Origin of the sequence: Pseudoalteromonas undina (genome assembly GCF_000238275.3) — a bacterium.
Taxonomy (GTDB): Bacteria; Pseudomonadota; Gammaproteobacteria; order Enterobacterales; family Alteromonadaceae; genus Pseudoalteromonas; species Pseudoalteromonas undina.
The window spans coordinates 558,804-582,391 of the sequence record NZ_AHCF03000004.1; the positions used below are offsets into that span (position 1 = coordinate 558,804).

Below are 23,588 nucleotides of genomic sequence, written 5' to 3' on the forward strand. Positions count from 1 at the left end.
TAGCTCAAAAATTCTAAACTTAAGCACATAGCTATGATATAAATTGCGTTAGCTTGCGATTCTATAGAAAAATGAAAAAAATAAAAGCAAGCAGTAGCTTACATAATTACTTATGATGATTTTTGGCAACCAAAGCATCATACAACGGGGTCTTTTCATGTTAAATAATTTAAAAAATATAAAACTAGGCAAAATTATTTTTATAACCAGTTTGTTATTTATTACCAGCTGTTCAACGACATTTGCCTATAACAACCTAGGTTGGTTATCGTCATTTTGGATAGATGATTACGTTGATCTTAATAAAAGCCAATCTAAGCAGTTAAAAGCGATTATTAACGACACCCGAGATTGGCATCGTGAAGTTGAATTACCAAAATATAAAGCCGATTTACTCGACCTAAGACAATTGCTAAACAATGAAGCCGATACTGCGCAGTTGATGGATAAAATAACCCAAGTGAAGCAGCATTGGCGAAACTTGCTGTTGCATACTAGTGACCCTTTAATTGAGTTAGCGCTGACCTTAACCCCATCACAGCGAAGTGAAATGGTAGAAAATATTCGCGAGCAAATTAATGATGAAATCCAAGAGCACGCTTCATTAGCTAAAGAGGAGCACCAACAACAACGCTTAGAGAGGCAACTAGATTATTACAAGCAGTGGCTTGGCAAACTCACTTCTGAGCAGCAAACGCTCATATCACAAGCCAATAGTGGGCATATCTCTACCAGTGATTTATGGTACGACTATAAACTAACGCGTTTAGCCGCACTTGAAGCCCTTTTTAGCCAGCAAACACTTAGCGAGGCAGAGTTTACCCAGCAATTACACACCATTATCACTGAGCGTGAGCAATATATGAGTAATGAGCTGCTTGAGCAAAATGAACAAAATTTAAAAGCTTATGCGCATTTGCTACTCAAGTTAAATAAAACGCTGAGCGTTAAACAGTTAGCGCATGTTGACGAAGAATTTGCAGATTTAGTGGGTACTGTTAATGACTTGCTTACAGATTGAGGTTGTTTTCTAATTCTTTTTGCTTGTTTTTACTGGCTTATTTAGCTGAAAATTGTGATTTTTGCATTTCAGGGGTATTATAAGCCATCAAAAATATTTTAAGTTATCCATGGATATAGCTGCTCTTAATAGTACAAAAACGCTACGCAAGCACGTTCTTAAATGGATGTGTATTTGCTTTGGTTTTTTGTCGTTGGTGTTTGCCGTTTTTAATTTATCAGTAAATAATTTACACCTTGTTGGTGGTCTCGAAGTCGGCTTTTCCTTATTATGCTTGTATATTTTTAAGCACTCACAAAAACACTACCCTAAGCGCTGGCATGCCATTATCATGTGTTTAGCCATCTCTTTAATTGTGTTGTGCGGCACTTACTTAGCCCCCCTTAAAAACGGTCTGTTTTTATGGACATTTATTTTGCCTATTCTTTATTACTTACTACTTGGTAGGCGTTATGGGTTAATTTTGTCTTCGGCATTACTTTTTTTGCAGTTGATGGTGTTATCTCAAAAACTGCCACATTCATCGTTTTCAGCTTTTAACATAGGGCTTAACTTATTATTCGTATACATAAGCATATGGGCCATATCTCATGTTTTTGAAGGTAATAGAGCTGATTTTTCGAAACGTTTAAAAAATTTAGCGTTACTCGATCCCCTAACCGGTGCTGGTAATCGTTTATCAATGAACCAGTATTTTGAAGTAGAGCTCAGAGATAAATCTCAACTTTACTTATTTTTACTCGATTTAGACTACTTTAAACAAATTAATGATCAGTATGGGCACGAGGTGGGCGATAAAGTGTTGGTTGAGCTAGCAACATTATTGCGTGTCACTTTTGCTAAAGGGTATGTATTTAGAGTGGGAGGTGAAGAGTTTTCACTAATGAGCAATTTTGATAGCCCGCAAGCAGCCTTAGCAATTGCAGAAAAGTTAAGACTCGCAATACAAAATAAGCACATCATTGCCAATGGTGAAACCATTAAGTTAACCGCTAGTATAGGCGTTGTTCAATACCAGCAACAAAGCCTAAGTGAACTAATAGACTTGGCTGATAAACAACTTTATAAAGCCAAAGAAACTGGTCGCAACGAGGTCTGTACTGATATTTTAGTGCATGGTTAAGTTTATTGCGGCTTAATACATTTGTTCAAAATCAGGAATACTGTTTTCCCAAATCGGTTTTTCTTTACCAATATATTCACGTACAGCATCAAAAAATAACCGGGTTCTTACCGGTAAATCACGATGTGGGTATACTGCATACATGGCACTGTGTTCCATTAATTTTAGATCCGTTAATAAAGGCACCAGTTGTCCATCAATCACTTCTTTATCCAATATAAACGCGGGAGCTAAAACGTAAGTGGTCCCAGAGAGTGTTTTCATTAACAGTGCTTCAGCATCATTGGCTCTAAATACACTTTTAATTTTTTGTTCGCATTGTTCACCCAGGTGGTTGTAGTAACTTACTCCATCAACTCGCAGTGAACTACTTGCGTAACTAGCGGCGGGTAATTGTGCTAAATCAGTTATGTTTTTCGGCATTCCATAGGTTTCGATAAATGCAGGGGAAGCTAAAAGTAATAAACGATTACGCGCAATCTTTCGAGCAATCAAAGAGGAGTCTTTTGGCTCACCTACTCTAAATGCTAAATCAAATCCTTCTGAGACAATATCGACAAGCCGATCATCTAAACGAAGTTCTACTTCTACTTGCGGAAAGCGCTTTTGGAAATCGTTGATCACTGGTTGTAAATAACGCCGACCAATTAAAGTCGATGAGGTAATTTTTAATACGCCACGAGGTTCTAAGTGATAATTCTCTGCCATACGCAGGGTATCGCCGAGTAGGCTTCGCAACTCGTCCGCTTTTTTTATCATTTCAGCGCCTGCTGCGGTAAGTGAAAACGAGCGGGTGGTTCGATTTAATAGCCTCACGCCTAGCTCATCTTCTAAACGACTAATTTGTTTAGAGATCACGGAACGATCAATGTTGCGTATTTCAGCAGCTTTAGCAAATGATCCCTGCTCAACCACTTCAAGCAGCATTAAGAGTCGGCTTGTTGTATCCATTATTGCACCATTGTGTCACTTTGATGCCATTTTGGCACTAATGAATTTAAAAATCTATTGTTTTTGTCAACAAGTATGTTCCGTATTATGTATCGCCTAATTAACAGGAGCGTCGTTATGAACAAACACTTAGTTGCTACAGCCTTATCTGTTGCATTGATTACTCTGACCGGTTGTGCTGAGGAAAGCACAGCGCAATCAGCACCCGCACAACAATATCAAGCTATTGATGTAGCCCAAGTCCTGGTCAAGCCTGTACAAAGTTGGCATACCTATACAACGCGCTTAGAGTCACCGCAAAAAGTGGCATTAATGCCGCGTGTATCAGGCATTATTGAGCAAATTGAATTTAAAGAAGGGGATGCTGTTAAGCAAGGTGATGTGTTATTTCGCCTTGATGATCGTTCATTTAGAGCCACGGTAGCTAGTTTACAAGCTCAAGTTAAAAGTGCACAAGCGGCTCTTGAACAAGCAAAAAGCGAAGCATCACGTGCGGTGCGTCTAACTGAGCGTAAAGCAATTTCTACAGAACAAGCGCAAGCTCGTACCTCAACGTTACGTCAGCGTGAAGCACAACTTGCTGCACTTAAAGCGCAGCTTAAAGCCGCAGAACTTGATTTAGAGTTTACCTCTGTGGTTTCACCTATTGATGGAATTATCTCTCGCGCAAACATCACTAAAGGTAACAACATCCTTGCCGGGCAAAGCGTGCTCACTTCAATTGTGTCTAATGACAAAATGTATGCTTACTTTGATGTCGATGAACGCACTTGGAACAATGCATTTGATGATGTTACTGCATCAAGCAAGCAACCTGTCGTTATGCAAAAAGTAGGGCAGAGTGATTTTAATTACAACGGCCACATCAACTTTATAGATAACCAAATTAATGCTTCTACTGGCACATTACGTGTACGAGCGGTATTTGAAGATCGTAGTAACGAGCTACGCTCAGGCTCTTTTGCACGGATTAAATTGGCTGCCAATGCAATACGCGAAACCGTCATTATTCCAGATAGAGCTATTGGTACTGATTTAAAAAATCGTTTTGTTCTTACTGTGGGCGAAAATAATGTACTGCAATATAAATTGGTTACTGTAGGTGAGCGCTATGGCGCATTACGTGCCATTACCTCTGGCCTTGAACAGGGTGATGTGATTGCCGTGAATGGGCCAGCTCGCGTAGGGCCGGGCATGCCAATATCACCAAATAAAGTGACAATTAATACCCAAGGTGTGGCATTTACACTCACTGCTAACCCTGCCGATTTAGTTGCTAAGCAATAAGGTTATTAAATGAAATTTTCACACTTTTTTATCCAGCGACCGATTTTTGCGGCCATGCTGTCGCTGATTATTTTGATTGCGGGTGGCATTTCTTTATTTCAGCTGCCAGTCAGTGAATACCCAGAAGTTGTGCCACCCACAGTGGTAGTGACAGCCAGTTACCCGGGCGCAAACCCAACGGTTATTGCACAAACAGTGGCAACACCGCTTGAACAAGAAATAAACGGCACTGAAAACATGTTATATATGTTTTCACAAGCGACCAGTGACGGGCGCATGACTTTAACCGTAACATTTGCCTTAGGGACGGACTTAGACCGTGCTCAAGTACAAGTGCAAAACCGAGTAAATAGTGCATTACCGCGGTTACCACAAGAGGTACAGCGTTTAGGGGTAGTTGCTGAAAAGTCATCACCCGATTTAACCATGGTGGTGCATTTATATTCACCCCAGAATAGCCATGATACGGCGTATTTATCAAATTATGCCGATTTAAACATTAAAGATGAAATAGCACGTTTACCTGGCGTGGGTGATATTCAGTTATTTGGTGGTGGTAAATATGCTATGCGTGTGTGGTTAAATCCAGATGCATTAGCAGCACGTGAGCTTACAGCAATCGATGTTGTGGCTGCTTTGCGCTCGCAAAATCAGCAAGTTGCAGCGGGTAGCTTAGGTGCTCAACCAATCTCTAACGATAGCCAATTTCAAATTTTATTAAACGTGAAAGGCCGCCTAAACAGCATTGAAGAGTTTAAGCAGGTTATTATTAAAGTAGGTGAGCAAGGGCAACTTACGCGTTTGTCAGATGTGGCGCGTGTTGACTTAGGCCAAGACTCGTACTCACTGCGTGCTGAACTTGATAATCAACCCGCATTGGCAATGCCAATATTTCAACGTCCGGGTTCAAATGCAATTGAGCTTTCAGATCAGGTCCGTGAAACCATGGCACGTTTATCGAAAGATTTTCCTGAAGGTGTTGAATACGACATTGTTTATGATCCAACTGTGTTTGTTCGTGGCTCTATTGATGCGGTAATAGCGACATTGCTTGAAGCAATCGCATTGGTTGTTATTGTAGTTATTGTATTCTTACAAACGTGGCGCGCATCTATTATTCCGCTTATAGCTGTGCCAGTTTCACTCATTGGTACCTTTGCTGTAATGCAATGGCTTGGTGTTTCTATTAATACCTTATCGCTATTTGGTTTAGTACTGGCTATAGGTATTGTGGTTGATGATGCGATTGTAGTGGTGGAAAATGTTGAACGAAATATAGAAAACGGCTTATCGCCGCTTGAAGCAACACGCGTTGCAATGACAGAGGTAACCGGCCCAATTATTGCCATTGCATTGGTATTGTGTGCGGTATTTATTCCAACGGCCTTTATTACTGGACTTTCTGGACAGTTTTATAAGCAATTTGCTTTAACCATAACTATTTCAACAGTTATTTCAGCGTTTAACTCACTGACATTGTCACCGGCGCTAGCAGCCTTATTGTTAAAATCGCACGACGCAAAACCAGATGCGTTTACCCGCTTATTAGATAAGTTATTTGGTCGCTGGTTATTCAAGCCATTTAACCGACTGTTTAACCGTGGTGCAACAGGGTATGAAAAGCTAGTACAAAAGCTTATTCGTATGAGCGTGGTGGTAATCGTTGCTTATGTTGCTTTAGTTGGCGGCACGATTAAGTTGTTTGACGCGGTACCTGGTGGCTTTATACCACAGCAAGATAAGCAATACTTAGTTGCCATTGCGCAGCTACCAGATGCAGCAAGTTTAGACAGAACTGAAGCGGTAGTAAAACAAATGCAGCAAATAGCGCTCGAGGTTCCTGGTGTTGCAAACACCGTGGCGTTCCCTGGTCTATCTGTAAATGGGTTTACTAATAGCCCTAACAGCGGCATTGTGTTTACACCATTGGCGCCTTTTGCAGAGCGTACCGATCCGAGTATGTCGGCTTCGGCTATTGCAGCGCAACTAAACCAACGTTTTGCAGCTATTGATGAAGCGTTTGTGGCTGTATTTCCGCCACCGCCAATTCAAGGATTAGGCACTACAGGTGGCTTTAAACTGCAAATTGAAGATAGAGCAAACAAAGGCTTTGAAGCATTATTTAATAGCTTGCAATCAGTGATTGCTGCGGCGCAAAAAGATCCGGCGTTAATGGGGCTGTATTCAAGCTTTAGAATTCAAGTACCGCAAATGGATATTGATATTGACCGCGAACAAGCACTTATCCAAGGTATTGCGCTTGATGAAGTATTTAACTCATTGCAGATTTATTTAGGCTCAGTGTATGTAAACGACTTTAATATGTTTGGTCGTACCTACCAAGTAAATGCTCAAGCAGATGCTGAATTTAGGGTAGACCCAGAGCAAATACTAAACCTAAAAGTACGTAATCGTGCAGGTAATATGGTGCCACTAGGCTCAGTGCTTACGGTAACGCCAACTATAGGCCCTGATCGTGTTATGCACTACAACGGTTACCCAAGTGCTGAACTTAACGGCAGCCCAGCGCCAGGTTACAGCTCAGACCAAGCGCAAACAGCGATTGAAAATGTATTGGCGAAAACGCTACCTACTGGTATTGAATATGAGTGGACTGAGGTAACGTATCAGCAAGTACTTGCCGGCAATACTATGGTGTACGTGTTCCCACTGGTGGTATTGCTTGTGTTTATGGTACTGGCTGCACAGTATGAAAGCCTACGTTTACCATTGGCCATTATTTTAATTGTACCTATGACTATATTCTCTGCGTTATTAGGGGTGTGGTTTGTAGGCTCAGACAACAATATATTTACCCAAATAGCGTTAATTGTACTGGTGGCACTGGCCTCTAAAAACGCCATTTTAATGGTGGAATTTGCCAAAGATAAACACGACACTGGATTATCGCACCTTGAGGCTATGTTGGCAGCGTGTCGCATGCGTTTACGTCCTATTTTAATGACCTCAATTGCCTTTACCGCGGGTGTTATTCCGTTAGTGTTGGCAACCGGTGCCGGTGCTGAAATGCGTCATGCAATGGGTAACGCAGTATTCTCAGGTATGATTGGTGTGACTGTATTTGGGCTATTATTTACGCCAGTGTTTTACATGCTGGTGGTAAAAAAGCAGCGCGCTGAGGAGTCTTCAAATGACTAAATTACATTTAAACAAATTTAAAATGCCGGCATTTTTAGGCTCAGTGTTAGCGATTGCAGTGTTATCTGGCTGTGCGAGCAAAATAGATACAGCAGCTGAGCAACAACAAGTAAACGAGTTTGTTGCTCAAGCAATATCAGCAGAACAGTATGTTGGTGAAGATGAGCAAAACTGGTGGTACAAGCTCGGTTCAGCGCAATTAAACCAGCTTGTTAGCAAGGCTTTGGCTAATAACTACGACTTACAAACGAGTCAGTTAGTGCTTAAAAGTGCGCTGGCACGTATTGGTGAACAACAAGCACAATACTTACCGCAAGGCGGTGTTGAGGTTGGAGCTAAACGAAGTGGACTAGGCGATACCAATAGCCGACAGTCAAGTGCAAATGTTGCACTTGACTGGCAGCTCGACTTATTTGGTCGAATAACTGCACTCGTTGATGCCGCAAATTCACAAGCTATGAGCCAAGCAGAGCAAGTTAGGCTATTACAAATTGAAGTTGTGTCATCTGTGGTTAAAGGGTTTGCTAGCTATCAGGGCAACCTGCAAAAGCAACAAATTATTGAAATGCAAATAGAAGCACTTGAACAAAGCATTCAAGTGCTGCAGGCGCAAGTAGATGAAGGTGTGGCAAATGAGCTTGATTTAAACCGCACCATGGCGCAACTTAGGCAGCAACAAGCGCTCATTCCGGCGATTGAATATGCTAAGTTTCGTGACTTATCTACGCTGTCGGTATTGAGTGCACAACCAACGCAATCACTGAGTATTGATGATGAACGCGCTATATTGAGTAAGGCATTTCAAGTGTCATTAGCAAAGCCTAATCAAGCGATTGCACTAAGACCCGATATTAGCCGAGCATTATATAACTTTAGCCAAGCAAATAGTTTAAGTGTGGCAGCCAGTAAAGCTCTATTACCCGATATCAGCTTAAGTGGTTTTGCGGGCGTACTAAGTCTGGGCAGTAATGGTTTTAGCGACACCCAGCAGCAGTGGCAAGTTGCACCACAAGTACAATGGTCTTTATTGAGTTATCCTGCGTTGTTGGCTCAGCGTGATGCGCAGCAGTTTTTAAGTCAAGCTGCTTATACTGACTATCAACAAGTGGTGTTAAAGGCCATTAACGAGAGTGAACTTTCATTGCAATACTTGGTCAATCAAGCACAGCAATCGCGTTTTGCTGAGCAGCGGTATCAGTTTGCTAATAATGCATTTTTACAAGCACAAGCAATGTATGAAGAAGGGCAAATTCCTTACTTAGAGTTGTTAGATGCACGTCAGGATGTTTTAATAGCACAAGAAAATGCTGTTGATTCAACTATTTCATCGTTACTGGCTAAGGTAAATGCTTACCAGTCATTTAATGGACGATGGAGTTACGCGTTAAGTAATACTAACTAGTAGAGTTTTTGATGCCTAATACTGTAGTTACAAACCCAGATACTATTCCTTCATCTATGCAGGCTATTGCCTTAATAGAGCCTAATGAGGATATTAACTTAACGGATATTCAATTACCTGTGCCTCAATGCACAGGTAATGAGCTGTTAGTAAAAGTGGAGTATGTTGGTTTAAATCCGGTGGATGCGCAATTTGCTAAATCTGGCTTTTGTTTATGGCAGTATCCGCATGTTTTAGGCTTGGATGCAGTGGGTGTAGTGGTTAAAGCGGGTAAAGGCGTATTTCCTGGCGTGGGTGAGCGTGTAATGTGGCACGCCAGTATTGGTGAGCAAGGGATATTGAGCGAATACGCAAAAGTGCCTAATTATGCAGTGTCTATCATTCCGCAGCAATTAGCCAGTGATAAGGCTGCTACTTTGCCCTGCGCCGGAATGGCAGCGCTTATCAGCTTAGATAAATTAGCCGTAACTGAAGGCGATACCCTCTTTGTTGAAGGCGGGGCAGGTGCTGTAGGTCAATTTGCTATTCAATTTGCAAAGCAGCGTGGTGCCGATGTATTTACAACCGCCTCCAAGCGTAACCACAAATTGGTTAAGCAGCTAGGGGCTGATGTAGTCTTTGATTACAATGACAAAGCCTTATGTGACAAAATTCGCCGAGAGCTTGGCCCACAAGGATTTGATGCCGTTATTGATATTATGGGTGGGGAATCGACCATTCAAAATATCGAGCTAATGCGTTTTTGTGGTCGTATTGCTTGTTTAAATCCACTGCCTAATTTTGAACAGCAGCTAATGTACCGTAGAGCACCCAATATTAGTATTGTATCCTTAGGTGGCGCGTGGTTAGCCAATAGCCTATGCGCGCAGCAGCGCATGAGTTTTATGGGTAATTTGTTGCTTGAAACGGTCTCTAATGGCGAAATAATTCCTCCAGAAGTATTAGCTGTTGATTTTAACGCAAAGGCTGTTTCTAGCGCATTAAACAACCAGTTAGCAGGTGGTTTTACAGGTAAACAAGTGGTTAAAATAAGCTAGGTTTACTCACATTCCCATATTTAAAAAGCGCAGCCTAATTTTAGGCTGCGCTTTTTTGTTTCTACTTTATTACCAAATCCGTATTTGCGGCGCCAACAACCAGAATTATTAAATTTTTAACAAAAAAAATAATAATTCAGCGTACATGTGTAAGCCTTTTTATTTCAACAGTTTACGTTCAGGTAAAGAAAATAAATTGAAAAAACTGTTAATTAATTGAATAGAGTAATTGATCTAAACCGATTTTTATGACGTAATGTAGGTATTATTTATCTGGTCGGATGAGTTCGTTATGAGTTTACGTACAAAATTAAAAAAAGTATTACCAAGTATTTCAGTTACTGAGCAAGAAGCGCTAGACGCTGGCGATGTATGGCTAGAAGGGTCTATCTACCAAGGTAAACCAGATTTTAGCGCGCTACGCGATGTACCTGCGGCAAAATTAACCGCAGACGAACAAGCGTTTCTAGACGGTCCAGTACAAGAACTACTAGGCATGATTGATGATTCAGTCATTCAAAATGGTATTCATTTACCAAACGACATTTTAGAGTTTTTGAAAAAAGAGCGTTTCTTCTCGCTGATCATCCCTAAATCGTTTGGCGGTTTAGAGTTCAGCCCATACGCTAACTCAACAATTGTAGGTACTATTGCAACGAAAAGTTCAGCTGTTGCGGTAACTGTAATGGTACCAAACTCGTTAGGCCCAGGTGAGTTACTACTTCACTTCGGTACAGATGAGCAACAAGCACATTACTTACCACGTTTAGCAAATGGTACAGACATTCCATGTTTTGCATTAACCAGCCCAGAAGCAGGTTCTGATGCCGGCGGTATTCCTGATGTAGGTACCGTAACTAAAGGCATGTACAACGGCGAAGAAGTACTTGGCCTAGAAATTACATGGGACAAGCGCTACATTACACTCGCACCAATTGCTACTGTACTTGGTTTAGCGTTTAAAGTAGTTGACCCTGATGGTTTATTGGGTGGCAAAGAAAACCTAGGTATTACTTGTGCACTTATTCCAAAAGAGCACCCTGGTGTAGAACTTGGTAACCGTCATGATCCTATGGGTATCCGTTTTTACAACGGTACTACACGTGGTAACAAAGTATTTGTACCAATGGACTTTATTATCGGTGGTCAGAAAAACATCGGTCGCGGTTGGCAAATGCTAGTTAGCTGTTTAGGCGCAGGTCGTGGTATTTCATTACCAGCATTGGGTGTAAGTACAGCACAAGTTGCATTTAAATCAGCTTCTGAGTACGCAGCAGTGCGTGAACAGTTTGGTTTATCAATTGGCCAATTTGAAGGTATTCAAGAAAAGCTAGCTGACATTGCAGGTAAAACATACCTACAAGAAGCAATGCGAGTATTGACAACTGAAGGTTTAGGCATGGGCTTAAAACCATCGGTAGTAACTGCAATCGCTAAATACCATATGACAGAGCTTGGCCGTGATGTGCTTGACTCAGCAATGGATATTCAAGCGGGTAAAGCAATTCAGAATGGTCCTCAAAACACGCTTGCTAGCGGTTATGTGGCGCAGCCAATTGCCATTACGGTAGAGGGCGCAAACATTCTTACTCGTAACCTGATGATCTTTGGTCAAGGTGTTATGCGTTGTCACCCATATCTACAGTCTATGGTTGAGTCTATCCACAGCGATGACAAAAACGCAGATGCAGAATTTAACGGTATTTTACGTAAAACAATTGGTTACAGCACAGCAAACAGCTTACGAGCCTTCCGCTTAGGTGTGCTACCGTTTACCGCGAGTGCAAACTCAGCATTACCAGAAGTACGTGACTACGAAAAAGCAGTGCAAAAACTATCAGCTAAATTAGCTGTCTATGCTGACTTCTCGTTACTAGTACTTGGCGGTAAATTAAAGCAAGCTGAAATGCTTTCAGCACGTTTAGGCGATGTAATGAGCTTCTTGTATGCAGCTATGGCATCTATTAAGTATTACGAGCAAAAAGTAGCAAGCAGCGAGCGTGAGCAAGCGGCTCCTTACTTCCATTATGCGACTCGTTTTGCACTACAAAGTGCAGAAGAAGCATTGCACAAGTTCTTAGACAACTTCCCTGCAAGTGGTACTCGTAAGTTCATTCGTTTCATTACTATGAACTACTCAACTAAAATGCCAAAAATTAGCGATGATTTAATTCGTGAATTAGCAAAACAAGCTCAGCTTGATACGGCATTTAAAGCGCAAATCACGCATTTAGTTAAGCCAATTGAAGGTGATGGTCATCACATCAATGAGCAAGCTTACAAAGCTAAAATGGCGTCACTTGAGCTATTAGCTAAAGTGAAAAAAGCGCTACGTGCTAAAACCTTTAAGCCGGGTACGCGTTTTTCAATCACACTTGAAAATGCACTTGCTGCCAAAGTAATTAACGACGCTGAATTTGTTCAGTTAAGTGACTACAACAAAAAGCGTGAAAAAGCGATTCGTGTTGATGAGTTCGACTTCGATATGAACATCCTAGACGACAACGCACAGCCAGTTAATCCGCTTAAAAGCGTGGTTAACCAATAAAATTCAATAATGCAAAGCGCCTGCAGTTTAGGCGCTTTTATTGATACAAAATTAGTGTGGAGTCCTGCTTGAGTAACATCAAGCGGGGCTTTTTTATGGGTGTGATTTAAGCTCATAACTAATGACGACTAATTTAATGGTACAGAACATTATTAAACGTTGTTGTAGTGTGTTTTAACAATGGGTGGTAAATAACCTACGTAATTACTTGTTTACATTAGAGTTGTTTAGTGGAATTATTAAGCGTATGTAATATACGCCGTTTTGAGGGTTATAACCCCCAAAGTGGTGTTTAATAAGCTGTTATGTTTTAGGGAAAAATTATGATTTATACGACAACGGAAACTGTTCCTGGTAAAGAAATCGAAGCTGTATTGGGCATAGTTAATGGCAACATGGTTCAGTCTAAACATGTTGGTCGAGATATCATGGCTGGTTTAAAAGGAATAGTGGGCGGCGAACTCAAAGGCTATACCGAGATGTTGATGGAAGCTCGAAATGTAGCGTTAGAACGATTAATAGAAGATGCAAAAAAGTTAAATGCCGATGCAATAGTAGGAATACGGTTTACAACTAGCTCAGTTACTGATGGGGCATCAGAAATATTAGTGTTTGGCACAGCCGTTAAACTTCGAACATAACAAACAATTTAAGCAGATTCGAAACGCTTGGCATTTTTGGTGTTTTCTTCCAAAGCCAAGAAATGAGGACGCTTTCCTCTTTTCTGCACTGTATTAAAAGAACAGCCTGACTAAAAGTTTAAAGTTGGCAATGTGTTAACTTATTTGTTAAAAAGAAATTAATAAATATATTAGTGGGGCGCTGGCAGAGATATGCGCGATGAGCACACTATAAAATTGTTATGCGCAAATGGAGTCTGCATGAGTAAAATAATCAAACTATCAGCATTAGTGCTGATCATATTTATTGCTTTATGGCAGCTGAGTAAGAATGAAAAATTTCAATTTTTTGGTAACCTTATAGATCGAGTAGAAACAACTGAAAAAGTAGTCGCATTAACTTTTGATGATGGTCCGACTAGACTTAAAACAAAAGAAATTCTCCAAATCCTAGATGAATCAGAAATTAAAGCTACCTTTTACCTAGTCGGCAAAGCTATAGAAGAAAACATTCAAGAAACAAAAAATATCATTGATAAAGGTCATGAAGTTGGAAACCATTCATATACTCATCAACGTATGGTTTTGAAAAGTTATAACTTTGTTGCAGATGAGCTAGAAAAAACTAATGAGTTAATTACAGAGGCAGGTTATAAAGGTGAAATACATTTTAGACCACCTTATGGTAAAAAATTGTTTTCGCTACCTTATTATCTAAATAATAATAATATAACTACCGTTACGTGGGATGTGGAGCCTGAAACTTATTTAGATAAAAATGCTAGTGCAAGTGATATATCCGATTACGTTGTCCAAAATACTAAGCCAGGGTCAATTATTCTTTTACATGTAATGTTTAAATCTAGAGGTAATTCAATGGCTGCGGTACCTTTAATTGTTCAGCAGTTAAAAGATAAAGGTTATCGCTTTGTTACAGTATCTGAATTAATAGGCAGTAGCGCATAACAAGGTGCTTAAAAGGACTAAAACAGTTTGCTCGTTTTTTGCAAAGTACCGCAAAAAAGCCAGCCAACCATTTTAGCCTCTTAGCAAAGTGTTAGCTATTCAAGGAAATTTAGCATTCAATGAAGAACTTTATTTTAATCATCTTAGTAAGCTTAATTGCGGGTTGTGCTGCAAACATTAAGCAATCAGTAAAAACATCGAACATGCAGCAAGGAGCCATACCAAATAGTATATCAGTAGCTATATCCTCATCTAATTCAATCTCTAAAAGTAGAGATTTAACTAAAAGTATCACTGAACTTAATACATTAATAACTACAGATTACAAAGGTAATTTGATACCAAGCAACTCATCTAATCAGGCTGATATCTCCGTGGAAATAACAATAGAGCATTTTCGTTATGTTTCAGGGTTTGGTCGATTTATGGCAGGTGTAATGGTAGGTGATGCCGAATTGATGCTAAACGTTAAGCTCGTAGACCTATCCACAAACCAAATAGTTAGTGAATCGCAACTAGACACTCGTTCAGAGTTTAGTGAAGGAATATTCGGTGCTACAACTTCTAGACAGTTAGAAGCTATGTCTAAAAAGATAGTTGATATCATCAATTCAAGTGCAAAGAATAGCTAACAAGCAATCAGGCAGGGACAAATGCTAGTTGGCCAAACAACGGCCAAAACGCTCCCATGAGCACCTGTTGTAAGGTGTTATATGAAATTAGGAGAGAACTTATGTTGAGAAGGATGTCTTTGATATTGCTGGTTTGTACATTTTGTGCCCATTCAAGTGAAGAGGTACTTTCTATTGATAGAGTTGTACCTAATAGTTTTGATTTGGCCTTCCCAAATGAATCAAACATTCAGCCAGAGCAGAGTGATTTTAGTGTAAATAATTTTGTATTAATGAGTAATGATTCTGGTGAGCGTTGGGCGGTAGTAACCTTGACTAATATGGCATCAGGTCGAAGAAGTCTAACTAATAAACACCTAATGGCTATCGTTGCAGACGGGCAACGAATTGCACCATTGGAGTTTTTACAATCATTCAAAGCAGATGAGACACTATCGTTAACCATCAACTTTGGTGAAAGTAAGTTTCCTTTGCTATCAATCTATTCAAGGTCTGGCAAATAACAAACACATCAAAATGCTCGCAATCTCGCTAGGATATCAAAACTACACGGGGATTGAGTTTGGGCTTGGCCAAGTTTAACTAAATCGCCGTTACGTTTTAGCCCTTTATACGGGCTTATTTGCACAAGGAGGCAAAGTGAATATCAGACATATTTTATTACTCGTTATCATCTTATTTATATCTGGTTGTACTACGTCAGGCCAGCTTTATTATATTGATGCTAAAGGTAATGAGAAACTTGGTTGTGATGTAGAATTTGTAGGTATGCCAAGTGTTGATAAATTTGCTGTTGAATATGCTTTAAGCCTTTGCGCTAAAAGCATTGTTAAAAAAGGCGGTGTGATCCAGGAAGAACACCTTTTAATGATTGATACAGCTATTCCCTTAGCCTCATGTGAACAGGCTTGGACTCACGAATTAGCTAAGCAACAATATCAGGCTAAAAAGTTAACTAAGAAAGAGTATGGCTACATTGTTGCAAATATAGATTTAGGTTTAGCAACAGTCAACAACTGTACATAACAGGCGCTTTAAGCGCGGAACTGCTAACAGTTGACTCAGCTTCGTTACATACACTTTAGCCAACAATTATCAGCCCATTATGCGGGCTTTAGGTTTTTATCAAAATATGGAGTTTTATTCTAATTATGGAAGAATCAGTTCAAGTCGAAAATAATGAAGATAGTATAGAGAAATCTCGAAGTGTAGAAAAAAATAAAATCCAAAATGAAACAATTACAACAGAGTTACATTTTGAGTTGTTAAAACAGTATGCATGGCTATCATCTGCAATAATAGGTGCTGTTGTTATACTTATTCAATTAAAAGTACTTACCTTAGGCTCAAAGGTTTATATTCCTTTAGGTTGTTTTTGTTTTTCAATTCTTAACTCTTTAATTGCTCAAGACTATATAGTTGAGTCATTAACAAAAGGTAAAACTATTTATGATATCTCTAAAAAAGTCTATATATTACGCAACTTCTCTATATTTGGTTTAGGGGGTGGCGTAGGGTTACTTGCTTATAGTTTTATTTAGACAACAAACACATTAAGCAGGACAAAACAGTTGGCTTTTGTTTCTACGTCGCTTATTTTAACCAACTATTTTATTGCCTCTAATGGGGGGTTAAATACCTAAATGGAGTTTAGATGAATATTCAAGTTTTTAGACCAAAACAATTTGTAGATATGGCGAGAGACTATAAGTTGTTTGCGGATGACGTAGAAGTTGCCACTATAAAAAGAGGGGTTACGCAAACAGTAAACATCCCTGATTCAACTAAAACTATTCAAGCGAAAATAGATTGGTGTTCAAGCCAAACTTTTCCTGTAGCCTCAATTACTGACAAAGGAATTATTATTAAAAATTCTTTTGGTAGTAATATATTCAAATTGCTTTTTTTAACTATTTATTATGTCAGTTTCGGTAAAAGCAAATACTTATCGGTAACAAACGGTATTTAGCATTTACATTAAACGGACAATGCTCTTCCCCCGTTCTAGTGAACACATCCTCATCAATTTAATTAACAATTTTAAGTCTGATGTTTGGCGAAAGGATTAGAGGCTCATATGGTGTTTGACAAACTGGCTAAACATCATGCTAGTCAACTGTTAGATTTTGAATTAGAAAATAAGCAATGGTTTGAAACGCTAATTGAGCCTAGAGCTAAGTCGTTTTATTCAATAAAAGGTGTTACCGAGCACATTGATTTATTAATTAATCAAATGAATGAAGGCACTTGTTATAGTGGGGTATTACTTCAAAATAACATTATAGTTGCACGAGCAAATATTAAGGACGTCTCAAATAATGAAGCGTTTGTTGGCTATCGTGTGGCTGAAGCTTTTACTTCTAAGGGGGCTGCTAGTTTTTGTTTGTCACAGCTTATAAATATTGCTCAAAGTAAATTTAATATTACTCAGCTGAAAGCGTTGGTCTTGGAAAATAATCCCGCATCAATGCGTGTACTAAAAAAATTTGGTTTTCAAGCCATAAATACAAATGTAAACGCTATAACTATAAATGGTAGGCGACTAAGTTGTATAGAGTTCTGTGCAAAATACGCATGACAAGCTGCTTTTTGTGGTATGACTAATTTGGCCATCCATTCAAAAACTAGCATTCGTTTTTTATATACTGGTTTGTGTAAAACCATATGAACTTATTTATTAAGAGCTTTGTTTTAAGACCTTTTTTTTAAAACACTGTCTAATGTTAAACTAACTAAAATTTAGCAACCTAATATGGCTATGTCTTTTTATCTTCCATTACTTACCCCGCATTTTCAACGTATAGCTATTGGCGAAACCCTAACCTCGCTTTGGAGTGGCTGTGGTCAAATTGTGAAGTGCCAACTTGATGAGCAAGCCTGTGTGATTAAAGCGATTAAAGTACCCGATCATATTAATCACCCTAAAATTAAACAAAGCAGCTTTGCGCTTAATAGAAAGCGTGACTCTTACCACGTTGAATATGCGTTTTATAAGCAATTTAGCCATAAATTGCCTAAGCAAGCAGCAAGTATTGAATGCATTAAAGCAATCAACAAGGGCGATGAGTTTGCCTTGGTTTTTAAAGATTTTTCAAAGCTGGGGTACAGCCAAGCAACCACCGAGAATATAAAAGCCATATTAAACTGGTTGGCACATTTTCATGCCTTTCATTTAAATACAAAGTTTGATGGTTTATGGGCGCAAGGAAGCTATTGGCATTTAGATACACGCCCTGATGAATTTAATAACTTACCTGAAAAGTCCGATATTAAACAGGCTGCATCACTGTTAAACGGCGCATTAGAGCAGTGTGATTATAAAACGTTAATTCATGGTGATGCCAAGCTTGCTAACTTTGCCGCTAATAGCCAAGGGCATATTCTCGGTTACGATTTTCAATATGTGGGGGCGGGTGTTGGGGTGATTGATGTAATGTATTTTATGACCAGCTGTATGGATGATTCTGAGCTTCATAAACACTCACAGAGCTACCTTGATTATTATTTTAGCCAATTGAAGCAAGCTCTGAGTGACTATCAACCGCAAATTAATGCTGATGATGTTGTTACACAATGGACTCATTTATGGCCAGTGGCGTGGGCAGACTTTTATCGGTTTTTACTTGGGTGGAGCCCAGAGCACAAAAAGATTAACAGCTACATGCACGCTCAGGTAAATAATTGGTTAGCGAGTAACAACTCATAAACACAAAAATCTTTATAGTTGTGGCTAAATTAAATATTTTGGCACGAACTATGAAATCAAGACTAAAATTAACAGTCAAACGGCCTGTTTTAATATAAAATACGTAAAATTTTTTATCACTAGGTTTATTACTATGGCTATTCACGTTATTTCTCATCCCCTTGTTCAACATAAGTTAGGTTTAATGCGCGCGCATGGAATTAGCACGAAAAGTTTTCGCGAGTTGTGTTCAGAAGTGGGCACATTATTAACTTACGAAGCCACTAAAAATCTAGAATTAGAAGATAACGAAATTACAGGCTGGGACGGCAATAAACTTAAAGTTGAGCACATTAAGGGTAAAAAAATTACCGTGGTGCCAATTTTACGTGCGGGCCTTGGTATGATGGACGGCGTAATGTCGTTACTCCCAGCGGCTAAAGTGAGTGTAGTGGGTTTAGAGCGTAACGAAGAAACTCTTGAGCCAGTCCCCTACTTTGAAAAACTAGTGGGTAATATTGATGAGCGTTTAAGCTTAGTGATTGACCCAATGCTGGCTACTGGTGGTTCTATGATCGCCACCATTGATATGCTTAAAAAAGCGGGCTGTAAAGAAATTAAAGTAATCGTACTGGTTGCTGCACCTGAGGGCGTTGAAAAAACATTAGCCGCTCACCCTGATATTGAGATTTTTACTGCCTCAGTTGATAGCCATTTAAATGAAAAAGGTTACATTATTCCAGGGCTTGGCGATGCAGGTGACAAAATTTTCGGTACGGTTTACTAAGGTTTAGCAGTGCAAAATAATTCTACATTTTCTATAAAAACCATTTTAACCGGTGCCCAAATGCTATTTGTTGCATTTGGTGCGTTGGTATTAGTGCCAATATTAACAGGCCTAGATCCTAGCGTAGCCTTATTTACCGCTGGTTTAGGTACTTTGTTGTTTCAATTTGTGACTAAAGGCCAAGTGCCTATTTTTTTAGCTTCGTCATTTGCGTTTATTGCACCCATTATTGCCTCAGTGCAAATGTGGGGCATACCGGCCACGATGGGTGGTTTAATGGCGGCGGGCTTTACTTATATGCTATTAAGTTTATTGGTGAAGTTTAAAGGTACAAAAACCTTACATAAAATTTTGCCGCCAATTGTGGTAGGCCCAGTGATTATGGTGATTGGTCTAGCGCTTGCGCCTGCAGCGGTTAATATGGCGATGGGTAAAAGTGGCGATGGTGGCACACAAATCATTGCCTACGACAGCGCTATTATTATCTCTATGTTCTCATTGCTCGTTACTTTAGTGTTTGCCGTGTGGGGTAAAGGGGTATTTAAATTAATACCTATTTTAGCCGGTGTTGTTGCCGGTTACACGCTATCGTTATTTATGGGTATAGTGCAATTTGAAGCCGTAAGTAATGCACAGTGGTTAGCTGTGCCAAACTTTGTGTTACCAGAGTTTAAATGGCAAGCCATATTATTTATGGTGCCGGTGGCAATTGCGCCTGCTATTGAACACATTGGCGATATGATGGCAATTAGCCAAGTTACAAAAAAAGATTATTTGAAAAAACCAGGATTACATCGCACCTTATTTGGTGATGGTTTAGCCACTTCTGCCGCATCCTTATTTGGCGGCCCACCTAATACCACTTACTCAGAGGTAACCGGTGCGGTAATGCTTACTAAAAACTTTAACCCTAAAGTAATGATGTGGACTGCCATTATCGCAATTTGCTTAGCATTTGTTGCTAAAATGGGCGCTAGTTTGCAAACCATTCCGGTGCCAGTAATGGGCGGAATAATGATTTTATTATTTGGCTCTATTGCGGTTATTGGTTTAAACACCTTAGTTAAATCGGGCGATGACTTAAGTGAGCCGCGCAATTTAAGTATTGTGGCACTTATTTTAATTTGTGGTATTGGTGGTATGTACATAGGTAGTAGTGAGTTCAGCCTAGAAGGTGTGAGCTTATGTGCTATTTTAGGCATAGTATTAAACTTAGTATTACCCAAAGCACAGAGCGACCAGAGTTAAGTTTGCACTGTGGTTAAAAATATTGCACCAAAAAAGCGCATTTTAAATGCGCTTTTTTTTTAACCTACTAAAAAGTAACAATAAATAATATTGGTCTAGTAACTGCATTTCCTTAGTCATACCCTATAGTTGACTCAGGGATTGTTACATGGAGATCAAGAGTGTGGATATAAATGCTTTTTTAGTAAAACACCAACTGCCGTTGAAATATCAGTATATTAGCGAGCAGTATTTTTCTGCTATTGCGCAGGACATTCTAACCAGTAAAAAAACAGCCCCTTTATTTGTTGCGATTAATGGCTGCCAAGGCTCAGGAAAAACCACGCTTGGTGATTATTTAGTAACTTGGTTTAGCCAAAATACTCACCTAAACTGTGTTGCGCTTTCTATTGATGACTTTTATTTATCAACTCAAAAACGCCAACAGTTAGCGCAAGATGTGCATTGTTTATTCGCCACTAGAGGCGTTCCGGGTACACATGATGTTGCGCTGATGGATAACACCATTAGCCGTTTATTAAATACTGAAGTAAATGTACCGCTGCCGCGTTTTGATAAGCAACAAGATGAACCCGTAGCAAAAAATAAATGGTTAACTAATAGTCAGCCGGTCGATATTGTTATTTTAGAAGGGTGGTGTGTAGCCAGTGAACCACAGCAGCCTTTTACGCTAGTTGAGCCTATTAACGAGCTAGAAAAATCATATGATCAACAAGGGTTATGGCGTCGCTGTATTAACAGCTGTTTAGCCAATGAATATAAAACCGTTTTTGATAAAATCGATTATACAATTATGCTCAAAGCCCCGAGTTTTGATGATGTGTTTGCGTGGCGCCAAGAGCAAGAACACAAGTTAATTGCCAAACAAGGGCTGGGCGCAGGCACTATGACCGATGAGCAGTTATTGTGGTTTATTTCTCATTTTGAACGCATCACGCGTGAAAACCTCAACACCCTTAGTGCTAAAGCAAATGCACTTATAGAGCTCGATAGTAATCGAGATGTAACTGCGATGGTGCTTACAAGCGATAGTATTGTACAACCTATCATTTTTACCGATTTAGATGGCACATTACTCAATCACAGAGATTACAACACCGATGCGGTAGATACCTTATTACAAGAGCTGCAATACAGCGGTGTACCTGTGGTATTTAATACCAGCAAAACATTTAGTGAAGTAGTGGCACTGCAACAAGCGCTTAATATTACACAGCCTTTCATTGTTGAAAATGGCTCGGCTGTTTATATTCCTAAAAATTATTTTAATCTCAGGCCAATTGGCTGCAGCGAATACCAAGGCTACTGGTGTTACTCGTTTGCTGCACCCATTAGCAATTTATGGACTGATTTAAAACGCTTAAAAAAAGACTACGGCGACCAATATAGTTTGTTTAGTGAGCTGACCAGTGAGCAGGTAATGAAAATGACAGGATTAAACCAGCTACAAGCAACGCAAGCACAAACCCGTCAATACTCAGATCCGCTCTACTGGCATGGCGATGAGCAGCAACTAAATGAATTTATCAATGCGCTATCAGTATATGGCTACGAGGTTAAAGTAGGCGGGCGCTTTGTTCACATTGGAAAAAATACCGATAAAAGCATGGCTCAGCAATGGTTAGTGCAGCAGTTTAATACGCAGTTTACTAAAGCGCTGAGCATTATTGCGCTAGGGGATAGTGAAAACGATAAGCAAATGCTAGAAGAGGCTGATATCGCCATCATCATTACCAATCCAGAGAGTAAAAAGCCAGTTAAATTAACCTATAACAAAGCGCGCTATTCTCAATTGCCGGCACCGCTAGGCTGGGTTGAAGAAATTACAGCACTACCTTGTATTAACAGTATTTTACCCAGTTCTGAGGAGTATAGTTTACATGGCTGATTTTTATCAAAATGGCATTATTACAACACTACATAACATTGCCAATAGACCCGTAGACGATTTAGAAAAAGAGTTACTTGGCTTTAGTAAACAGCGACCAATGGGGCTTATATTGCCTTCATTATTTAGTGAGTTAGAAGGCCCTGCTTTACAAAATATTGTTAAAGAGCTGCAACAAGTACCGTATTTATCGCAAATAACTATAGGCTTAGACAGAGCCGACGAAAGCCAGTATCGCTATGCATTAAACTTTTTTAAATCGCTCGATCAAAACCATAAAGTGTTGTGGAACGATGGCCCACGTTTGCAGGCGCTCGATAAAGAGCTTCAAGCTTTAGGTGTGGCGCCACGCGAGCTCGGTAAAGGCCGTAATGTGTGGTATTGCATGGGCTATAAACTCGCTACCGCGGAGGTTGAGTCAATAGCACTACATGATTGCGATATTTTAACTTATGACCGAGGCTTATTAGCGCGATTAATTTATCCCGTTGCACATCCTCGATTTAACTATGAATTTTGTAAAGGCTTTTACCCGCGTACTGCCAATGGAAAAATAAATGGTCGAGTATCGCGTTTACTGGTTACTCCGTTATTACGCTCGTTTAAAACCATATTAGGCAGCAGAGACTATCTTGAGTATATGGACTCGTTTCGTTACCCATTAGCCGGTGAATTTTCGTTTAGACGCGATGTATTAAACGATATTCGTATTCCTAGTGACTGGGGATTAGAAATTGGCGTATTAAGCGAGATGTACCGTAATTACTCCCATAACCGCTTATGCCAAGTTGATATTGCCGATAACTACGATCATAAACACCAAGAATTATCGCTAGATGACCAAACTGCTGGCCTTTCTAAAATGTCTATTGATATAACCAAAGCGTTATTTAGAAAGCTAGCGACCCAGGGGGTTACCTTTACCAGCGAAACCATTCGCTCATTAAAAGCGACTTATTACCGCATTGGTTTAGACTTTATTGAAACCTATCATAATGATGCGTTAATGAATGGCTTAACACTTGATATTCACCAAGAAGAAAAAGCGGTAGAAATGTTTGCACAAAATATTATGAATGCTGGCCAACACTTTTTAGAAAACCCAATGGAAGCGCCATTTGTGCCGAGTTGGAACCGTGTAGCTTCGGCGATGCCCGATGTACTAGATCGATTAAAAGAAGCCGTTGAGCTTGATAACGAACAATACAGTTAAATTGGTATACTTAAACGAGGC

Annotated in this window: 21 protein-coding genes; 20 read left to right on the forward strand and 1 reads right to left on the reverse strand. The window is 39.7% G+C overall.

Annotation, left to right across the window (positions count from 1 at the left end; all coding sequences use genetic code 11):
• The first annotated feature begins 157 nt into the window (after positions 1-157).
• Positions 158-1,021 (forward strand): DUF6279 family lipoprotein, encoded by an 864-nt coding sequence (locus PUND_RS17385; RefSeq protein ID WP_010389003.1) that lies wholly within the window; start codon positions 158-160, stop codon positions 1,019-1,021.
• A gap of 109 nt (positions 1,022-1,130) precedes the next feature.
• Complete coding sequence (locus tag PUND_RS17390) at positions 1,131-2,144, forward strand: GGDEF domain-containing protein (protein WP_010389002.1); 1,014 nt, start codon at positions 1,131-1,133, stop codon at positions 2,142-2,144.
• 12 nt (positions 2,145-2,156) lie between these two features.
• On the opposite strand, the gene PUND_RS17395 is transcribed toward PUND_RS17390, so the two are convergent.
• Positions 2,157-3,095 (reverse strand): LysR family transcriptional regulator, encoded by a 939-nt coding sequence (locus PUND_RS17395; protein ID WP_010389001.1) that lies wholly within the window; start codon positions 3,093-3,095, stop codon positions 2,157-2,159.
• A 117-nt stretch (positions 3,096-3,212) separates the two neighbouring features.
• Between PUND_RS17395 and PUND_RS17400 the strand changes: the two genes are divergently transcribed.
• The 18 genes from PUND_RS17400 to PUND_RS17485 all read left to right on the forward strand — a co-directional run bounded on the left by PUND_RS17400 (position 3,213) and on the right by PUND_RS17485 (position 23,567).
• The gene (locus PUND_RS17400) at positions 3,213-4,382 is read left to right on the forward strand and encodes an efflux RND transporter periplasmic adaptor subunit (protein WP_010388999.1); all 1,170 of its coding nucleotides are present in this window, start codon (positions 3,213-3,215) and stop codon (positions 4,380-4,382) included.
• A gap of 9 nt (positions 4,383-4,391) precedes the next feature.
• Positions 4,392-7,541, forward strand: coding sequence for an efflux RND transporter permease subunit (locus PUND_RS17405; protein ID WP_010388998.1), 3,150 nt, complete (start codon positions 4,392-4,394; stop codon positions 7,539-7,541).
• Positions 7,534-8,943: a TolC family protein gene (locus PUND_RS17410; protein ID WP_010388997.1), complete on the forward strand. Its 1,410-nt coding sequence runs from the start codon at positions 7,534-7,536 to the stop codon at positions 8,941-8,943. The genes PUND_RS17405 and PUND_RS17410 overlap by 8 nt, the downstream gene beginning before the upstream one ends.
• An 11-nt stretch (positions 8,944-8,954) precedes the next feature.
• Entirely contained in the window at positions 8,955-9,980 is a 1,026-nt protein-coding gene (locus PUND_RS17415) for a zinc-binding dehydrogenase (RefSeq protein WP_010388996.1), read from the forward strand.
• A 292-nt stretch (positions 9,981-10,272) separates the two neighbouring features.
• Positions 10,273-12,528, forward strand: coding sequence for an acyl-CoA dehydrogenase (locus tag PUND_RS17420; protein WP_010388995.1), 2,256 nt, complete (start codon positions 10,273-10,275; stop codon positions 12,526-12,528).
• A gap of 323 nt (positions 12,529-12,851) precedes the next feature.
• On the forward strand, positions 12,852-13,169 hold the full coding sequence (locus tag PUND_RS17425) for a heavy metal-binding domain-containing protein (protein WP_010388994.1): 318 nt from the start codon (positions 12,852-12,854) through the stop codon (positions 13,167-13,169).
• Between the two features lie 240 nt (positions 13,170-13,409).
• On the forward strand, positions 13,410-14,114 hold the full coding sequence (locus PUND_RS17430; protein WP_010388993.1) for a polysaccharide deacetylase family protein: 705 nt from the start codon (positions 13,410-13,412) through the stop codon (positions 14,112-14,114).
• Between the two features lie 119 nt (positions 14,115-14,233).
• The gene (locus tag PUND_RS17435) at positions 14,234-14,746 is read left to right on the forward strand and encodes a DUF4410 domain-containing protein (RefSeq protein WP_010388992.1); all 513 of its coding nucleotides are present in this window, start codon (positions 14,234-14,236) and stop codon (positions 14,744-14,746) included.
• A 113-nt stretch (positions 14,747-14,859) separates the two neighbouring features.
• On the forward strand, positions 14,860-15,249 hold the full coding sequence (locus PUND_RS17440; RefSeq protein WP_010388990.1) for a hypothetical protein: 390 nt from the start codon (positions 14,860-14,862) through the stop codon (positions 15,247-15,249).
• Positions 15,250-15,385: 136 nt separating this feature from the next.
• A complete protein-coding gene (locus PUND_RS17445; protein WP_010388989.1) occupies positions 15,386-15,772 on the forward strand; it encodes a hypothetical protein in 387 nt (128 codons plus the stop codon).
• Between the two features lie 125 nt (positions 15,773-15,897).
• Positions 15,898-16,287: a hypothetical protein gene (locus PUND_RS17450; protein WP_010388988.1), complete on the forward strand. Its 390-nt coding sequence runs from the start codon at positions 15,898-15,900 to the stop codon at positions 16,285-16,287.
• Between the two features lie 113 nt (positions 16,288-16,400).
• Positions 16,401-16,715, forward strand: coding sequence for a hypothetical protein (locus tag PUND_RS17455; RefSeq protein ID WP_008466158.1), 315 nt, complete (start codon positions 16,401-16,403; stop codon positions 16,713-16,715).
• 84 nt (positions 16,716-16,799) lie between these two features.
• On the forward strand, positions 16,800-17,324 hold the full coding sequence (locus PUND_RS17460) for a GNAT family N-acetyltransferase (RefSeq protein WP_240539521.1): 525 nt from the start codon (positions 16,800-16,802) through the stop codon (positions 17,322-17,324).
• Between the two features lie 180 nt (positions 17,325-17,504).
• Positions 17,505-18,452 carry a protein kinase family protein gene (locus tag PUND_RS17465; protein ID WP_041709397.1) on the forward strand — a complete coding sequence of 316 codons (948 nt, stop codon included), beginning with the start codon at positions 17,505-17,507 and terminating at the stop codon, positions 18,450-18,452.
• A 133-nt stretch (positions 18,453-18,585) separates the two neighbouring features.
• Positions 18,586-19,218: a uracil phosphoribosyltransferase gene (upp, locus tag PUND_RS17470; RefSeq protein ID WP_008466150.1), complete on the forward strand. Its 633-nt coding sequence runs from the start codon at positions 18,586-18,588 to the stop codon at positions 19,216-19,218.
• A gap of 9 nt (positions 19,219-19,227) precedes the next feature.
• Positions 19,228-20,466, forward strand: a complete 1,239-nt coding sequence (locus tag PUND_RS17475) for a uracil-xanthine permease family protein (RefSeq protein WP_010388985.1) — start codon at positions 19,228-19,230, stop codon at positions 20,464-20,466.
• Between the two features lie 148 nt (positions 20,467-20,614).
• The gene (locus tag PUND_RS17480) at positions 20,615-22,354 is read left to right on the forward strand and encodes an HAD-IIB family hydrolase (protein ID WP_010388984.1); all 1,740 of its coding nucleotides are present in this window, start codon (positions 20,615-20,617) and stop codon (positions 22,352-22,354) included.
• The gene (locus PUND_RS17485) at positions 22,347-23,567 is read left to right on the forward strand and encodes a glycosyltransferase family protein (RefSeq protein WP_008115311.1); all 1,221 of its coding nucleotides are present in this window, start codon (positions 22,347-22,349) and stop codon (positions 23,565-23,567) included. The genes PUND_RS17480 and PUND_RS17485 overlap by 8 nt, the downstream gene beginning before the upstream one ends.
• Positions 23,568-23,588 lie beyond the last annotated feature (21 nt).

Coding starts and splice junctions, on each gene's coding strand:
- upp (WP_008466150.1), top strand. CDS start 18,586: ATGGCTATTCACGTTATTTCTCATCCCCTTGTTCAACATAAGTTAGGT.
- PUND_RS17410 (WP_010388997.1), top strand. CDS start 7,534: ATGACTAAATTACATTTAAACAAATTTAAAATGCCGGCATTTTTAGGC.
- PUND_RS17430 (WP_010388993.1), top strand. CDS start 13,410: ATGAGTAAAATAATCAAACTATCAGCATTAGTGCTGATCATATTTATT.
- PUND_RS17415 (WP_010388996.1), top strand. CDS start 8,955: ATGCCTAATACTGTAGTTACAAACCCAGATACTATTCCTTCATCTATG.
- PUND_RS17405 (WP_010388998.1), top strand. CDS start 4,392: ATGAAATTTTCACACTTTTTTATCCAGCGACCGATTTTTGCGGCCATG.
- PUND_RS17425 (WP_010388994.1), top strand. CDS start 12,852: ATGATTTATACGACAACGGAAACTGTTCCTGGTAAAGAAATCGAAGCT.
- PUND_RS17395 (WP_010389001.1), bottom strand. CDS start 3,095: ATGGATACAACAAGCCGACTCTTAATGCTGCTTGAAGTGGTTGAGCAG.
- PUND_RS17435 (WP_010388992.1), top strand. CDS start 14,234: ATGAAGAACTTTATTTTAATCATCTTAGTAAGCTTAATTGCGGGTTGT.
- PUND_RS17385 (WP_010389003.1), top strand. CDS start 158: ATGTTAAATAATTTAAAAAATATAAAACTAGGCAAAATTATTTTTATA.
- PUND_RS17400 (WP_010388999.1), top strand. CDS start 3,213: ATGAACAAACACTTAGTTGCTACAGCCTTATCTGTTGCATTGATTACT.
- PUND_RS17420 (WP_010388995.1), top strand. CDS start 10,273: ATGAGTTTACGTACAAAATTAAAAAAAGTATTACCAAGTATTTCAGTT.
- PUND_RS17480 (WP_010388984.1), top strand. CDS start 20,615: ATGGAGATCAAGAGTGTGGATATAAATGCTTTTTTAGTAAAACACCAA.
- PUND_RS17440 (WP_010388990.1), top strand. CDS start 14,860: ATGTCTTTGATATTGCTGGTTTGTACATTTTGTGCCCATTCAAGTGAA.
- PUND_RS17390 (WP_010389002.1), top strand. CDS start 1,131: ATGGATATAGCTGCTCTTAATAGTACAAAAACGCTACGCAAGCACGTT.
- PUND_RS17465 (WP_041709397.1), top strand. CDS start 17,505: ATGTCTTTTTATCTTCCATTACTTACCCCGCATTTTCAACGTATAGCT.
- PUND_RS17450 (WP_010388988.1), top strand. CDS start 15,898: ATGGAAGAATCAGTTCAAGTCGAAAATAATGAAGATAGTATAGAGAAA.
- PUND_RS17485 (WP_008115311.1), top strand. CDS start 22,347: ATGGCTGATTTTTATCAAAATGGCATTATTACAACACTACATAACATT.
- PUND_RS17455 (WP_008466158.1), top strand. CDS start 16,401: ATGAATATTCAAGTTTTTAGACCAAAACAATTTGTAGATATGGCGAGA.